This is a genomic window from Desulfitobacterium sp. LBE, assembly GCF_007830365.1.
Lineage (GTDB): Bacteria > Bacillota > Desulfitobacteriia > Desulfitobacteriales > Desulfitobacteriaceae > Desulfitobacterium > Desulfitobacterium hafniense.
The window spans coordinates 2,649,490-2,663,637 of the sequence record NZ_VLKD01000001.1 but is presented as its reverse complement, the minus strand read 5'-3'; the positions used below and the strand labels follow the sequence as shown (position 1 = coordinate 2,663,637).

The 14,148-nt window shown below is 41.1% G+C and carries 16 protein-coding genes; 6 read left to right on the top strand and 10 right to left on the bottom strand.

Annotated elements, in window-relative coordinates; all coding sequences use genetic code 11:
- Positions 1 to 33 precede the first annotated feature (33 nt).
- Genes DESLBE_RS12690 through DESLBE_RS12675 form a run of 4 tightly spaced genes read right to left on the bottom strand, consistent with a single transcriptional unit; the run spans position 34 to position 4,197 of the window.
- Positions 34 to 255: a hypothetical protein gene (locus DESLBE_RS12690; protein WP_005808408.1), complete on the bottom strand. Its 222-nt coding sequence runs from the start codon at positions 253 to 255 to the stop codon at positions 34 to 36.
- A gap of 3 nt (positions 256 to 258) precedes the next feature.
- A complete protein-coding gene (locus DESLBE_RS12685) occupies positions 259 to 1,362 on the bottom strand; it encodes an endospore germination permease (RefSeq protein WP_005808407.1) in 1,104 nt (367 codons plus the stop codon).
- A gap of 6 nt (positions 1,363 to 1,368) precedes the next feature.
- Positions 1,369 to 2,538 (bottom strand): Ger(x)C family spore germination protein, encoded by a 1,170-nt coding sequence (locus DESLBE_RS12680; protein ID WP_005808405.1) that lies wholly within the window; start codon positions 2,536 to 2,538, stop codon positions 1,369 to 1,371.
- 36 nt (positions 2,539 to 2,574) lie between these two features.
- A complete protein-coding gene (locus DESLBE_RS12675; protein ID WP_144677109.1) occupies positions 2,575 to 4,197 on the bottom strand; it encodes a spore germination protein in 1,623 nt (540 codons plus the stop codon).
- A gap of 155 nt (positions 4,198 to 4,352) precedes the next feature.
- Between DESLBE_RS12675 and DESLBE_RS12670 the strand changes: the two genes are divergently transcribed.
- From DESLBE_RS12670 to DESLBE_RS12650, 5 genes are all read left to right on the top strand, one after another.
- Positions 4,353 to 4,895, top strand: coding sequence for a signal peptidase I (locus tag DESLBE_RS12670; RefSeq protein WP_005808402.1), 543 nt, complete (start codon positions 4,353 to 4,355; stop codon positions 4,893 to 4,895).
- A gap of 37 nt (positions 4,896 to 4,932) precedes the next feature.
- Positions 4,933 to 5,910, top strand: a complete 978-nt coding sequence (locus DESLBE_RS12665; protein ID WP_005808399.1) for a hypothetical protein — start codon at positions 4,933 to 4,935, stop codon at positions 5,908 to 5,910.
- Positions 5,894 to 7,285, top strand: a complete 1,392-nt coding sequence (locus DESLBE_RS12660; protein WP_144677107.1) for a S26 family signal peptidase — start codon at positions 5,894 to 5,896, stop codon at positions 7,283 to 7,285. Before DESLBE_RS12665 ends, DESLBE_RS12660 begins: the two co-directional genes overlap by 17 nt.
- Before the next feature lie 225 nt (positions 7,286 to 7,510).
- Positions 7,511 to 7,843 (top strand): thioredoxin family protein, encoded by a 333-nt coding sequence (locus DESLBE_RS12655; RefSeq protein ID WP_144677104.1) that lies wholly within the window; start codon positions 7,511 to 7,513, stop codon positions 7,841 to 7,843.
- A gap of 51 nt (positions 7,844 to 7,894) precedes the next feature.
- Positions 7,895 to 9,115, top strand: a complete 1,221-nt coding sequence (locus DESLBE_RS12650; protein WP_005808395.1) for an FAD-dependent oxidoreductase — start codon at positions 7,895 to 7,897, stop codon at positions 9,113 to 9,115.
- Between the two features lie 64 nt (positions 9,116 to 9,179).
- Here the strand turns inward: DESLBE_RS12650 and DESLBE_RS12645 are convergent, their stop codons facing one another.
- The 6 genes from DESLBE_RS12645 to DESLBE_RS12615 all read right to left on the bottom strand — a co-directional run bounded on the left by DESLBE_RS12645 (position 9,180) and on the right by DESLBE_RS12615 (position 13,491).
- A complete protein-coding gene (locus tag DESLBE_RS12645; RefSeq protein ID WP_015943062.1) occupies positions 9,180 to 9,653 on the bottom strand; it encodes a DsrE/DsrF/DrsH-like family protein in 474 nt (157 codons plus the stop codon).
- Positions 9,654 to 9,667: 14 nt separating this feature from the next.
- A complete protein-coding gene (locus DESLBE_RS12640) occupies positions 9,668 to 9,982 on the bottom strand; it encodes a TusE/DsrC/DsvC family sulfur relay protein (RefSeq protein ID WP_005808391.1) in 315 nt (104 codons plus the stop codon).
- Between the two features lie 18 nt (positions 9,983 to 10,000).
- Complete coding sequence (locus tag DESLBE_RS12635; protein ID WP_005808389.1) at positions 10,001 to 11,251, bottom strand: FAD/NAD(P)-binding oxidoreductase; 1,251 nt, start codon at positions 11,249 to 11,251, stop codon at positions 10,001 to 10,003.
- A gap of 19 nt (positions 11,252 to 11,270) precedes the next feature.
- The gene (locus tag DESLBE_RS12630) at positions 11,271 to 11,540 is read right to left on the bottom strand and encodes a metal-sensitive transcriptional regulator (RefSeq protein WP_011461846.1); all 270 of its coding nucleotides are present in this window, start codon (positions 11,538 to 11,540) and stop codon (positions 11,271 to 11,273) included.
- A gap of 267 nt (positions 11,541 to 11,807) precedes the next feature.
- A complete protein-coding gene (locus DESLBE_RS12625) occupies positions 11,808 to 12,038 on the bottom strand; it encodes a hypothetical protein (RefSeq protein ID WP_015943063.1) in 231 nt (76 codons plus the stop codon).
- Between the two features lie 523 nt (positions 12,039 to 12,561).
- A complete protein-coding gene (locus DESLBE_RS12615) occupies positions 12,562 to 13,491 on the bottom strand; it encodes a LysR family transcriptional regulator (protein ID WP_005808381.1) in 930 nt (309 codons plus the stop codon).
- Positions 13,492 to 13,770: 279 nt separating this feature from the next.
- Here DESLBE_RS12615 and DESLBE_RS12610 point away from each other — a divergent pair, with 279 nt between their 5' ends.
- On the top strand, positions 13,771 to 14,094 hold the full coding sequence (locus DESLBE_RS12610) for a thioredoxin family protein (RefSeq protein WP_005808379.1): 324 nt from the start codon (positions 13,771 to 13,773) through the stop codon (positions 14,092 to 14,094).
- Positions 14,095 to 14,148: the final 54 nt, after the last annotated feature.

The window sequence follows — 14,148 nt, the reverse complement described above, 5'->3', positions numbered from 1 at the left end:
TTTAAACTAGTGTTTCCGCTTTCTGCTCTTTCATTAAGGATAGCTTAAATGTAATACTTCTTTAAAGATATAGACTAAAGCGTTGCTGGGATTGGGGACTTCAATACCCATAGCCAGCAGTAAGGATAGAATAAAACCAATCGACAGGAGAAAGATAACTGTAATAAGTTCCCGCCAATATCTTTTTTGAATCAATTCCGGTAATTCGAATAGTACCACCCCTAAAAAAACTATGACCAAGAGCAGAATACTCACCCTTTATCCCCCCTGTATGTGTTTGGGTAATTTTCGAACTTTAGCTAGCAATAATGTGAGGATAGGAAGGAAGACTTCAAAGGGAAGAGCAAAGAAAGGCCATACATCCACAGTGGTATCAATATTTAATAGAGAAGATTCATGAACAATTAAGCTTAAACAAATGCCGATAATTCCTAAGGGGACTACTAGAGGGAGATAAGAGCGCAAGCGGAGGAGCTGAGCTATGCCTAGAACCGTCACATAATAAAAGAGACTGCTCTTGATAAACAGCATAATAATCAAAGCAATAGCATACAGCACCTCTAACCGGGTAAGATAATTGCCGATATCGATTAAGCGAATACTCTCATAAGAAGGGGAAGTCAGGATGCCCACTAAAGAACCCAGCACCGTGGTATTGCGAATGATAGGCAAAAGCAAGAAAAGTGATCCAAAACAAAAGCCAAATAGGATAGAGTGTTTAATTTGTTTTTTATTATTGACACTGGGCAGGAAGAACAAGAAAATGACGATTTCCAGGTATGGAATGGTAATCATGATGTGAACGCCTTGGATAAAATCAAGCATGGGTGTGTCAAAAAGGGGAATAAGGTTTGAGAAATCCATCTCCGGAATAAGTAAAGTCATAGTTGAAAAAGTAATAAACAAAGTAATTACAACAAAGAGTGGATTAACTCGAGCAATAACCTCCAAGCCTAGTCTTACGGCCCAAGCACATACAAAAGTGAACATGAGCAGAACAATCCACATAGGAGTTTCAGGAAGAAGGTACGTTAGCAAAAAATCTCCCACATAAACCAGATTATAGATGAGAAGGTTAAAGATAAAGACGATGTAGGCTGCGGAGATTAACTTACCGATCAAAGGGCCGTAGACAACATCATGAATCTCCAGCAAGTTGTTTTGCGGGAATTTCTGAGCAAGCCAGATATAGATTAAAACCATAGGCAGACTAAGAATGAATCCGATAATGACGGCAAGCCAATTATCTTGGTTAATGATTTGTGTGGAATAGGGCACTGTTACGAGGCCCCCTGTGACAAAACCGATGACCAAAAAGTTGAGCTGTGAACTCGAAATAATTTCCTTCTCAAGCTTTATCAAAATTATCTACTCCTTATCTGTTACGGGAGGATAATGTATCCTGCCCGAACGTTCGATGCTGGCGTCCACAGTGACTTCGACAATAATCTCTGGAAAAATTTCATCCCAGTGCTCCTGCATATTTTTCCACTCCTTAAGGTGCTTTTTGCGTACGACTTCACCGAAGCCGAAGATGTCCGCATTGAGTTCCTGAGCCTTTTTGAATGCTGCCAGAACTTCATCTTGAATAGCTGCGGCCTTATTTCGCTCAATAGCTGCCACCTTTTCTTTTGTTCTTAGGTTTTCAGCGCAATACTGAGCTGCTAATGCACCTTTTTCCTGAATATAAACCTTCATAACCACCTGGTTATCCACTATCTCCGCACTGACCTTAGTCTTGGAATCAATAATTTCCAGGCTGACTTTACTGCCGCACTCGGGACACTCCACATCGATAATGCCACTCTTTACTTCATCTCTTGCCCATAATAGTCCGCGGGTTTCGTACTTATTTAATTCCCCAACGAGTTTATCGCCTTTGAAAACAGCTGTTCCTTTAACCTGAAGGGACTCGTTGCCTCCTTTACGGATAATTTCAACAAGAGGGGCGGTCGGCGCAGTGGTTGGGCTGATTAGATCAGAAAGAAAGTCATTGAGCTGGCTTGTACTGGTTTGAGAGTTTGGGTCTTGATCATCAAGCAATTTAGAAATATTGATTGCTGGAATCCTGTCTATTACAGGCTTAATATTCAAAACATCCCTAGCATTACCTTCTGAGACAACGAGCCAAATATTCAATCTGGTTTCATGATCCCGGGCAAAAAAGTCGAGTTCTTTCTGGATGCCTTCCTCGGCATAGTCTCGCCCGAGAATCAGCACTTGAATATGAGGGAAATAGAGTTTGCGATTAGATTCATGGGTAAAGTCCCGCAGGATGGAGAAAAGGGTGTCGCCGGTGTTTTGGATATTCCAAAAAGCTTGACTGTCTGGCCCGCCTAAGGAAGACGACTTGAGAGCTTTTGGATTGGCGATCTGGGCTGTGACCTGGATTTGATTCGGCTCCTGGGCCTTATCTATTCCTAAACCCATGACGATGGCTAAAGAATTTAATTCTCGTTGATTCCAACATCCTGTTATATTTAAAATTAACGGTGTGCACATCAAAAAGATAACGATTAAATACTTCCGGCTTTTCATAGATATCTTACTCCATCGCTCATTATTGCACGTAAACTATTGATCTGGATTATTCCGGGGGTTCCTGTTTTTGGAGGGGGGTGTTGGTTTTAATCTAAAGGCTTGTCTTTGGGGATCGTTCCAGCCAATCAAACGGGGACGGGTGAGCATTGCCCATAAAGGGAACCGAACAATGGTATCTTTCAAATCTATAGGGGTGAGCGGGGCAAAGGGAGAAAAAAAAGGAGTACCGAAGGATCTCAATGATGCCAGGTGGATCATAACTCCGATAAATCCTATCATGATTCCAAAACCACCCATGGCTCCTGCGAGAAGAACCATAATTAGTCTCAAGACGGCTCCTGAATCTGTCTGAGCAGGAACGGTAAAGCTGGCAACTGCTGTTAATGATATGACGATAACCATAGGTTGACTGACAAGTCCGGCTTGGACAGCGGATTCGCCGAGTACCAAGGCACCAACGATACTGACGGCTTGACCCACAGGGCGGGGCAGTCGAATTCCAGCTTCTCTAAGAATTTCGAAGACAGCTCCCATCGTTAGGGCTTCAATAACGGCTGGAAAGGGAACATCTTCCTCAGCAGCAGCCATGGTAAACAGCAGGGGAGTAGGAATTAATTCTTGATGAAAGGTGCTCAGGGCGACGAAAATTGCCGGCCCAAAGACAGAAATAAAATAAGATAGAAAACGGATCATTCGCACGATACCTACAAAGTAGGGGCGGGAATAATAGTCTTCCGTACTCGAAAAACTTTCAATGAAAAGTACGGGAACAGTCAACACGAAAGGAGTGCCATTGATCAAAAGGGCGGCACGGCCTTCTAAGATTTTTGCTGCGACAGCATCGGGTCTCTCGCTGTTGCCTACTGTAGAAAAGATTGAAAAGGGCGCATCTTCAATAAATTGTTCGATATAGCCTGACTCCAGAATGGCATCAGTATTAATCCGATCAAGCCTGCGTTTGATCTCTTCGATGAGTGAGGGATTGGCTATTCCCTTGATGTAAGCTATGCAAACGACGGTTTTGGTTTCTCTGCCTATTATTGTGGTTTCAAAGGTAAGATTGGGGGTTCGAACATATCGTCTTAACAGGGAGGTATTCGTAAGTAAACTTTCTGTAAACCCTAAGCGAGGGCCTCGAACAACGGTTTCAGTCTTGGGTTCATCGAGGCTTCGGGTCTCACCTCCATAGGCTCTAATGACAATGGCTTCATTTAAACCGGAGATGACCAAGACCGCATATCCTTTCAAGCAATTCTCAATGACTTCATTGATCGTGGCAGCTGTATGAACCTCATCCATGGAAAGCATTGTTGTTTTAATGTAATCGATATTAAGAAGCTCAGGTTCTTCCTCTTTTTCAATGAGCCGGTCATCAAACATTAGGGGTTTTATTATACTCTCGTTCAGGAATGTTTTATCGATCATACTTATTAAGAAGACAAGAGTACCTCTGATTCTTCCCTGAGGACCGAAATCGAATTCGCGAAAAGCTATGTCATAGCTTGATCCGAGAATGGTTTTAATTTCTTCGAGGTTCTTATACATGTCAGGTGAAAGAGGGGTGGTGGAATATTCATAGATATCCTTTTCGCCATCAATAGTATTCAGATGCATCAACTTCATGCCCTGGAGTTGTTTTTTTATATATTGAAACATTTTGCATAACCTGCCTAAACTATTCCTGCTCTTCCTATAATGCGCAAATATTGAAATAATAAACGAAAAATACAAACTGCATAAAGCTCGTAGAGGCATTGAAAAAAGCTGCTGGGATATAATAGTAATCAGAGAAAGAAGGAAAGGACGAGAAAATGTCCTCCACAAAATACACAAGTCGGCAGCAAATAGAAGACATGCGCAAAAAGATCCAGGTTGAAAAACAGAAGAAGACTGATCTACATAGTCCCAAAAAGCTTATACAAAGCAGATGGGGACGCAGAAACGGTCTTCTGAAAGTTGTCAGCGGGATCCTTTTTGGTGCTGTGGTTATAGTTTTACTCTTTTCTTTGGTGTCCATTAATATGGCCAAGAACAGAGGAGAGATTCCCAATATTTTCGGTTATTATTTGTTTGTGATTGAATCAGGAAGTATGGAACCAACCTTGAAGGTAGGCACAGTTATTATTTCTCGCAGACCTGGAGAACCAGATAGGTTGGAGGAAAGTGATATCGTAACCTTTCGAACTCGATCAGGTGCTATAGTGACCCATCGCATCATTGAAGTGATCGAGGAAGGAGAGGGGAATATACGCTATCTGACCAAAGGCGATAATCCCAACAACGCCACTGATCAGGAAGCACTTACTCCAGAGCGGGTAATTGGAGTATTTTTGGCGAGACTACCTTTATTATGAGGATTTAGCATTATGTGCTATTGGAGGCTAAAAGCCTATGGTGAATTCAGCTATGTTACAAAGAGTCGTCCTGATGGAAAATCTCTCATCTGCTGAATATTTATTACGGGAAGGTGAGAGCCCACAGCGAGTATTGAAGGATATTAACCTCCAAATCAACAAGGCGGAAATATGGGGAATCATAGGGACATCTGGTTTTGAAATTAAGCTCTTGCTGGAGATCATGGCCAACATTAGATCCTACGAAAGCGGGCGCTGTGTCCTGATAGAGCGGGGTATGATGAGGCTAAAACGAGTGATTTTAAAGCATATATTCTATATTGGCAACTCGGACATGCTCTATAACACTATGAATGTACTGGAATTTCTCATGCTTGCCACTGCAAAATGGAAGATAGACGTTGTGGAAAGACAGGAGCAGATTTTTGAGTTGATCATCAAGGTTGGCTTAGGGCATCTTTCCCTTACGTCCATCGGCCTGCTTACTCGAGAAGAGAAGGCGGTGGTTACCTTAGTTGCAGCGGCTTACTCAGATGCCCAGATGATTGTTTTTAACCTTCCCGAATATGAGTTTGACTCAATCCTTATAGAGGCTATTGCTGATATAGCTGATTTCATCAAAGAACAAGAGAAAACATTAATTGTAGCTACTCCTATCTGTACTCTGATTGAAAAGGCTTGCACCCATATAGCTGTATTGGCGGAGGGACGCTTAATCCATCAAGGTCTTGTTGAGGATTTTCGTTATCAATATGACAACGTGGAAATAATCATTAAGGATGAGGACCTCAAGGGAACAAAGGAAGCACTGCGGGGGATTCTCTCCAATCATCAGGTAGTTGCAGAAGATAATCGCTTATTAATTAAGAGGGAAGCTTCTTTACCCAGTGATCCAGAAATGATATATAAGAAAATTATTGAATCGGGATATATCCCTCAATCCATGGAGAAGAATGGCAAGACAGTAGAATATGCCTTAGAGGAGCTTATGAGGCAGTATGATTTATCGGAATAGCTTTTTAAAGAAGGAGCTTCGCCAAGCCTACACAGAAAATAAGATCAGCACCAACCGGAAAATCGCCTTTGCGCTTTTTCTGGGGCTGATCTCTTTTGCCTTCTATTTTGTTTTTCAGACATTGCAGGAAAGCGTTCTCTCAGATGTAGTCCCTGAGATTATGCAGCCCAGTTATTTCTCCACGTTGTATATCTATATTCATCTTGCTTATTTCTTGTCCGCAGGGTATTACATCATCTACTATGATACCCTTTTCTTTTCTGAAATCAGAAAAAACTCCTGGTATTTAATGATCCATATGGGCTATAATCCGGCAAGGATGTTTTTTTCTAAGCTTTTGGCTTTGGGATATACTGCCTTGTTTGTCTATACTTTGGGCTTTGTAGCTATTATATTGCTCACAGCCCTCTTAAAGTTTCCCTTCATTTTTGCCTATCTTCCATCTCTGTACCTAGTAGGATTTACAGACTTAGTAATGCTCACTATACTGTCCATGGTTTTTTCTCTTTATGCCAGAACTATCATCAATGCCCGGTACTGGATTGGAGTGTCAGCTTTTCTTATTCTCTTGCTAAAAATAGTCCTGGGACACTATGATGTCATAAGTAATAGAATAGCGATGCAGAATATTTTTAATCTCTTTGACATGAATACTTCTCTTTATTTTCCTCTTTGGATTGTTGTGGTCGTTATTTGTGGGTTGGTTTGCCTCTTTCGAGCGGGTAATCTTGCCCGATATTATAATCTATCTGAAGACTTAAGCCTGCTGCCACCGGATGTTTCACTGATTCTTATGAATTCAAAAACGGAGAAGAAAGAGCTTGTTGCCATCCGTGGAAAGCAGATCGTGGAGCGTAAGCTTATCCATAAAGTGGTTACGGTATTGTTGGCGGCTTTTATTGGCGTTGCTTTAGCTATTAATGTATTTATTATTGTCATCAATGCTTCTTCTACAGGTCAAGAAGTAAGTATCCGTGGGGTGATCCCTTTTATTTTTCAATCCAATACTATGGAGCCGGAGATCATGGTAAATGATTTGACCTATTTTCAAAGGATCGATCCACAATACCCTGTGGAGTTAGAACAAATCGTTTTGTTTAAAGAGAATAATGTGCTTTATATAGAAAGAGTCGCCGAAATCCACGGTGACAGACTGGTGGTGGACATTGATAATTACCCACCCATGTCTCAGATCGGAGCCATGAAGAAGACCATTTCTCGAGAGAACATTCACGGAGTGTATAGCGGAAGAAATCGCTGGTTGGGAGCATTGATTCTTTTCGCCAATACGATTATGGGTAGGATACTCTTTTTATTAATACCGGCAATTCTGCTTTTCTATCATGAACAGATCGTCAAGCTGTTAAAACGATAAAGCATAAAAAAACTGTCGATGCTAAAATACTTAAACTAACTTAAGATTATCAATTGATAATGTGAAAAACTTAGCGTATAATTAAATGTGAAAAAATTGTGAAATCAATATGGACCTAGATTAGTGCACAGTTATACAAATGATGATGAGTTGGCCAATAATGAGTCAGCTCACTTTGAGTTTAAAAAAACTTATTAATCTAAGATGATTGAAGGGGGATTGGAAATGTCGTTGATTCAGTTGGATAGGTGCGGTTTAGAAGAGTTAATTTATGACATTGGGGAAGGGTGCTTAATTTTTTTTTACAGGAACAATTGCCCTGTCTGTGAAGAAATGGCTCCTGTGTTGGAAGAATTGCAGCCTAAGTACAAAGGCCAATTTGGTTTTTACTATGTGAACATTGATGAGAACAAAGAAGTCATTAACTGTTTTAAATTAGACGAAATTCCGCAGGTACTCTTTTTTAAGGATGGAGAATACCAAGGTAAACTCAGTGGTGAGTTTAATCAAGCTCAAGTCGTAGAAAAGATTCAAGAAAATCTGGTGGATTTGGTCTAAATAATCAAATACTATTTGATGCAATTATTGGAGAGGAGAATTTAGTAAAAGATGAGCAACTCATACGACTTAATTATCATTGGAGGAGGTCCGGCTGGACTTGCAGCAGGAATTTATGGGGGAAGAGCAAAACTCAGAACCTTGATCATCAATAAGGGAACCATTGGAGGTATGGTGGATACCACTCGCGAGATTGTAAATTATCCTGGCTATATTCATACCAGTGGTCCGGATCTTATGAGTGATTTTAAAAAGCATGCTGAAAGTTTTGGCGTGGAATTTTTAAAAGATGAAGTAGTGAGCACCGAGCTTTCCCAGGATCTTAAAAAAGTTACGACAAAAAAGAAAAAAGAATTCTATGGAAAAGCTGTAATCATCGCGGCAGGAACTCAACCAAGGCTTCTCAATATTCCCGGTGAAAAGGAACTGAGAGGCAGTGGTGTCGCTTACTGTGCCACCTGTGATGCGGAATTCTTCCAGGATGAAGACGTGGTTGTAGTAGGTAGCGGTGACCAGGCTATTGAAGAAGGTATGTTCATTACTAAATTTGCTCGTAAGGTTACAGTTATTGTTCTTCATGATGAGGGGATCCTGGATTGCAATAAGGTTAGTGCTGAAAAAGCTTTCCAAAATGAGAAGATGGAATTTGTCTGGAACTCTACTCTGGAAGCTGTCCTGGGAGAGGAGAATGTGGAGGGGGTTCAGGTTAAAAACCTAAAGACTGGCGGCTCTTCCGTACTTCCATGTCAAGGGGTGTTCTTCTTTGTAGGGATGATCCCGGCTACTGAATTCCTCCAGAATAGTGGAATAGAAATGGATCGTCGAGGCTATATTCCCGTTAACGACCTGATGGAAACGAACCTCCCTGGCATCTATGCGGTGGGAGATAACCGAGTAAAGTACCTCAGGCAAGTGGTCTCAGCTGCAGGCGATGGTGCTACAGCTGCTGTGGCCGCTGAGCGATATATCGAGGAACTGGAAGCATTCCAAAAGAACATCCTCCATAGCGAGAAAAAGGTCTTGCTGGCATTCTTTAATGCTGCCAATACGGCAAGTTTGGAATTTACAGTTGTGATGGAAGAACTGATTCAGGAACATAGTGATATGTACAAATTAGTTAAAGTAGATATGGCGACGAAGAAAAGCCTTGCTGAAAAATATGGCGTAACCAATGTTCCCGCCGTTGTGATGCTGGATAAAGGCGAGAAGATTAAGGAATTGGAATGCAGCTTGGATAAAGAAATATTGGCGGAACAATTAGGTAAAGAATAAGATCGTTGAAATTAAAAAGAGGCACACTTTCCTGAGGGAAAGACTTGTGCCTCTTTTTAATGATTTAAGTAAATATGATCTGCCCACCGGCAGAAAGATTATAAAAATCCCCTACGGTAAGGATACTGTCCAATTGATCGCAGAAATCTTCCTTCTTTAGCTTAAACATCTCTACAGTAGCTAAACAGGCATAGAGTTTTCCACCGGCATCAGAGATCATCTCAATGAATTCTGGAATTGGTGGAATATCCAATTCCTCCATTTGTTTCTTCATCATAGAAGTGGCCATGGCAGACATTCCGGGCAAGATTCCGATAAGGGAGGGAATGCCCATGGCGGGATTCCCCACTGTAGCAACTTTAATAGAATCCATCTTGTTCTTTGTGATGGCGTTCAAACCGAAAAAAGTAAAGAAAAGGTTGGCCTCAATTCCTATCATTCGTGCTCCGTTTGCCATAATTAATCCAGGATAGACTCCTTCCAAGGAACTCTTGGAAATAATAATGGAGACCTTTTTGATTTTCTCTTCATCGGCCATGCTCATTCTCCTCTCTAAACACAACTAACGGGTTTACTTAATCCGCCAATTTTTGTCGCTTTAAGGAGGGGACCCTCTGGGAAAAGTGCGTAGAGCTCCTGAGTTCCAATATTACCTACTTTGTTTACTCGACGGATGGTTGGAATTTTTCCAGTCTCAGCAAAGTCCTTTTGTAGGAATTCGATAACCTTCCAGTGTCCAGGGGTGAGGTCTTCAATCCCCAGCTCTTTAGCAATTTCAGAGGCAATATCCTTGTTCCATTGGGATTGGTTTACCAAATACCCCTCTTGGGTCACATCGACGGTATAACCTGCAATAACCTTTTGCATCTAAATTCCTCCTTTGTTTTAAGGTTGATAGAGACCATCCAGCTTCTTGCCCCTGGTTTTCATTTCGGGGGGAACTGTGGGGATGGGGATACCTCTTAAAAGCATGTTCCAGTAAATTGCTTTAAAAGCCAGCTTACCCAGGTGATTGACTTTTGTTTCCTTAAGAAGGGAGAAGGGGCCAATTCCAGGCAGAGGAAAGGTACCTTCAACGGGTTCAAGTTCATAATTGAAATCTATTAAAAAGGCTTTGTCATAGCCGGATTCAATAAAACAGTTGGCATGCCCATCAAAGTGGGCGGTTAAGGGTTTGTCAGCAATATAGTTTAAGATGTTCTCGGTTAAGATCTCCGCTTGGAAATGGGCGACAGAGCCGGCCTTGGAGGCAGGGAGGTCGGAAGCATCCCCAATGACAAAGATATTTTCGTGTTTCTTAGATTGCAGGGTATGCATATGGGTGGGAACAAAATTCAATTCATCGCCCAGGCCTGAGCGCTCAATCAAAGGACTGCCCATATTCACTGGTACTGTAACCAGAAGTTCATAATCCACTTCCTTGCCATCCACCGAAATGAGTTTCTTGTTTTTGGCATCTACACGGAGAATACTGAAATTATTAATCAATTGAATATTTTTCTGGGGGAACAAGTGGCCGAGGACATCTGAACATTTTTGCTTCGTGAAGGCACTATCTAAAGGAGTAACATAAATAAGTTCCACTTTGTTGCGAATTTTACGCTTTTCGGCAAAGAACCAATCGGATAAAAAGGCAAACTCTAAAGGGGCAACAGGGCATTTAATCGGCATTTCACTAATGTGAACAACCAACCTTCCTCCAGGCCAATCTCTAAACTTATCCCTAAGCGCCAGTGCGCCCTCTAGGGTGTAAAAATCAAAGATATCTTTTCGCCAGCCATCCATGACACCGTCAACTTCTTCGGGGACTATCTCGCAACCTGTGGCGATAATCAGTAAGTCATAAGGAAGGACCCAGCCACTAGATAACAATACTTGATTTTTTTCTGCCTCAATTAATTCGATTGGAGACTTAATATATTCCACGCCCTTGGGAATAAAGTCACTTATCTTTTTTATCACATCCTTTTCCGAATAAATTTCAAAGGGGATAAAGAGAAAACCTGGCTGATAATAGTGCTTTTCATATTGGTCCACTATGGTAATAGCCCAATCTTTTTTATCCAGCTTGCGCTGAAGGTGGTTGGCCATCATTGTACCGGCTGTACCAGCCCCTAGAATGAGTACTCTTTTCATTGAACCGCCCCCATTCCAATTATTCGTTAAACTTTAGAATGTTGTCCAAAATCTTAGATACTTCCGATTTAAGATCTTTTTCTTCGGTTATTACCTTATCCAGGCAATGATCAACGAAATGTCTATTTAGCATGTTCTTGACTTTGTTCATAGAGCTAGTAACTGCTGAAACCTGCACAAGGATATCTGCGCACTCTTTTTCCTCCTCTATCATTTTTTCGATACCGCTGATGTGTCCTCTTATAGTTCTTAAACGCATAAGGATGTCTTCTTTTTCACTTGCTGCCATAGGAACACTCCTTTATTGAAATATCCGACATAAACGTTATATTGGATGATGCTTACTTAATAGCCTAAATCTCTTATACCCCCCTAGGGTTAGGGGATGCCTTGAGGTTAGTATACTATTTCACGAGTGTCTGTGTCAATAAGATAATTACTAAAAATTCGGAAAAACTTTTCGACATAATAAGGGCATAAGCAAACCCTGAAGACGTCTTTAGTCATCCAGGGTTTTGGGCTTTTAAGAATGGAAATGTTCTTTCGATTGATTAGATTAGGAATGCAAATCCTGCTGAATCTCTTGTTTAACTTTTTGCACTTCAGATTGAGTGTTTAAGGAAGAGCTCATGGTGCTGGATTGCATACCTTGGCTGCTGGACTGCGTGCTCTGGCTGCTGGTACCGGCGGAACCGGTTTGGCTTTGAGCAGCAGACTGTAAATCGCTTTGGATCTCTTGCTTTACTCTTTGAACGTCTGAGCTAGAGTTTTGATTTTGGTTTTGCATAATTACACCTCCCATAATAATGTGTCCAGAAGTGTTTCAACTATTAGTGGAAAATTATAACAGAATTTTACCCGCACCAGCTAATTGTAAGACAACGAGTACAAAAGTTTCTTGTAGCTGTCGAAAAAGAACAATGTTGGCTATACTTCAAGTTCTTATTTAAAATGGACTTGTGATTATGGTAAGAGCATAGACTGGTATTAGGAGTCGGAAAAGAGAAAGGATGAGAGGTATGAGCATGCAAGTGCCCGCCTGCTATCGGAGTTTTGGATTAAAGAGCTTATCGATGGAAAATACTCTTCTGACAGATGAAACTTTTTCTGATGGGAAAAGAATGGACAAGAATGCAAGTTCCTTTAAAGAGTCCATCGAGCGTTCCCCGAACCCAAAAAAACATCGTAAATATAAAGCTCCCTTCTTAGGCACCAGAGAGTGAGCGATAGTTACCATCTCAACTCAAAAGACCGATTAGAAATTACTCTTAATCGGTCTTTGCTCATTATCGATATCTAAGCAGATTGCTTCACGCACTGACCCTAATACGATTCACGTATTGGATAAGCTGGTCGATAAATTCGCTTTGCATTTCGTTGCGTGGCGTGTCTTTGCAGTAAACCCAGCCGAGAATAAACTTAGGGGTATTCTCGATGGGTATGGTGACTACCGAGTTTCTTTTTTCGAAGTATTCCGCAAAGCTGTTGGAGAAACCAATAGCTAAGCCGCTGGCAATAGTCTCCCGGTAAAGCTTTGAGTTGCCGGTTCTTAACATTACTTTAACCTCTCCGAAAGGTTTGAGTAATTCACTAAGTTGGGATGCATTTTGTCCCACATCATATAAAGCAAGAGGATACTTAGCCAATTCTGAAGGTTTCACGGATTTTCGATTGGCTAATGGCGAAGATTTTGTGACACAGATCAACTGCTCACATTCAAAGAAGGGCTGAAACGTCAAATTGGCATTGGAAAAATCTTTGTGATTTAATCGATCGCTTAAACCGCTGAATAAACCAATAGCATTTCGGTCTTCACAGATCTCTTCAATGATCTCTTGAGGAAGCTTTTCATTAATCACAAAATTGGCGTTTGGATGTTTTTGGGAGAATCGACATATCATATCTGGTAACAAGGTGCCTGATAAGAAGGGCGTTGTAAGTAAAGTGATTCGCTTGGAGCTTTTTGTATGAAAAAAGTTGTCTCCTGTTGTTTTGGCAATATCAGTAAGTTCATCATAGGTAACTAAAAGCTCTTTGGCTTTCTCAACAATCCTTTTTCCAACCTGAGTAAGATGAATTTTATTGCCAGTTCGATTAAGTAAAGAAACTCCCAGCTCTCGTTCCATCTGCCGGATGGCTTGACTTAATCCTTGCTGGGTAATATATAATCGTTCAGCGGCATGGCTAATGGAACCTGTCTCAGCGACGACGGTGATGTACTTTAAATGGTCAATTCTCATAGGAGCACCTCCTACAGGGGTAATAGCGACATAGTTGTGCTTGTGTACATTATAGCATGACGCCCTCAGCTAAAGTAAGGTTAGGCATCTTTATATTTTTCTATAGATGATAGTAATTTGCGTTATAGATAGGTTATCTTGGGTACAACAAAAAGTTGTGAAAGTTGCAAGTTATTGGTGCTTGTCATGTTCAGCATAAGTTATTAAAATCGTGATTGAGGGGATTATCACAGGATGAAAAGGGATATAAAAGTAAATTAAATTTGGAGGATTATAAACATGTCATTAACAAAATTGGATTCCAAAAGTTTTGAAGAAAAGATTTATGATAATGGAGAAAGATGCCTCGTGATTTTCTCCAGAAAGAGTTGTCATGTTTGTAAGGAAGTCGTACCTGTTCTCGAAGAACTAGCACCAAACTATGAGGGTGAATTCGGATTCTATTATGTTGAGGTAGAAGATAATAAGGAATTGTATCAAACCTTCTCCCTTAGAGGAGTTCCTCAAATTCTTTTCTTTAATGAAGGCGAGTACTGTGGAAAGTTTGCCGGAGAAGTGGAGGAAGAGCAAGTTCAAGCAAAGATTTCTGAAATCTTGGGATAAGGCTGGAGAGAAACCTATCATGTGACAGATGCCTGACTGGAAAAGAGAGAGGGT

Coding starts and splice junctions, on each gene's coding strand:
- DESLBE_RS12615 (WP_005808381.1), bottom strand. CDS start 13,491: ATGAGAATTGACCATTTAAAGTACATCACCGTCGTCGCTGAGACAGGT.
- DESLBE_RS12660 (WP_144677107.1), top strand. CDS start 5,894: ATGATTTATCGGAATAGCTTTTTAAAGAAGGAGCTTCGCCAAGCCTAC.
- DESLBE_RS12610 (WP_005808379.1), top strand. CDS start 13,771: ATGTCATTAACAAAATTGGATTCCAAAAGTTTTGAAGAAAAGATTTAT.
- DESLBE_RS12625 (WP_015943063.1), bottom strand. CDS start 12,038: ATGCAAAACCAAAATCAAAACTCTAGCTCAGACGTTCAAAGAGTAAAG.
- DESLBE_RS12670 (WP_005808402.1), top strand. CDS start 4,353: ATGTCCTCCACAAAATACACAAGTCGGCAGCAAATAGAAGACATGCGC.
- DESLBE_RS12635 (WP_005808389.1), bottom strand. CDS start 11,251: ATGAAAAGAGTACTCATTCTAGGGGCTGGTACAGCCGGTACAATGATG.
- DESLBE_RS12640 (WP_005808391.1), bottom strand. CDS start 9,982: ATGCAAAAGGTTATTGCAGGTTATACCGTCGATGTGACCCAAGAGGGG.
- DESLBE_RS12630 (WP_011461846.1), bottom strand. CDS start 11,540: ATGGCAGCAAGTGAAAAAGAAGACATCCTTATGCGTTTAAGAACTATA.
- DESLBE_RS12650 (WP_005808395.1), top strand. CDS start 7,895: ATGAGCAACTCATACGACTTAATTATCATTGGAGGAGGTCCGGCTGGA.
- DESLBE_RS12655 (WP_144677104.1), top strand. CDS start 7,511: ATGTCGTTGATTCAGTTGGATAGGTGCGGTTTAGAAGAGTTAATTTAT.
- DESLBE_RS12680 (WP_005808405.1), bottom strand. CDS start 2,538: ATGAAAAGCCGGAAGTATTTAATCGTTATCTTTTTGATGTGCACACCG.
- DESLBE_RS12645 (WP_015943062.1), bottom strand. CDS start 9,653: ATGGCCGATGAAGAGAAAATCAAAAAGGTCTCCATTATTATTTCCAAG.
- DESLBE_RS12675 (WP_144677109.1), bottom strand. CDS start 4,197: ATGTTTCAATATATAAAAAAACAACTCCAGGGCATGAAGTTGATGCAT.
- DESLBE_RS12665 (WP_005808399.1), top strand. CDS start 4,933: ATGGTGAATTCAGCTATGTTACAAAGAGTCGTCCTGATGGAAAATCTC.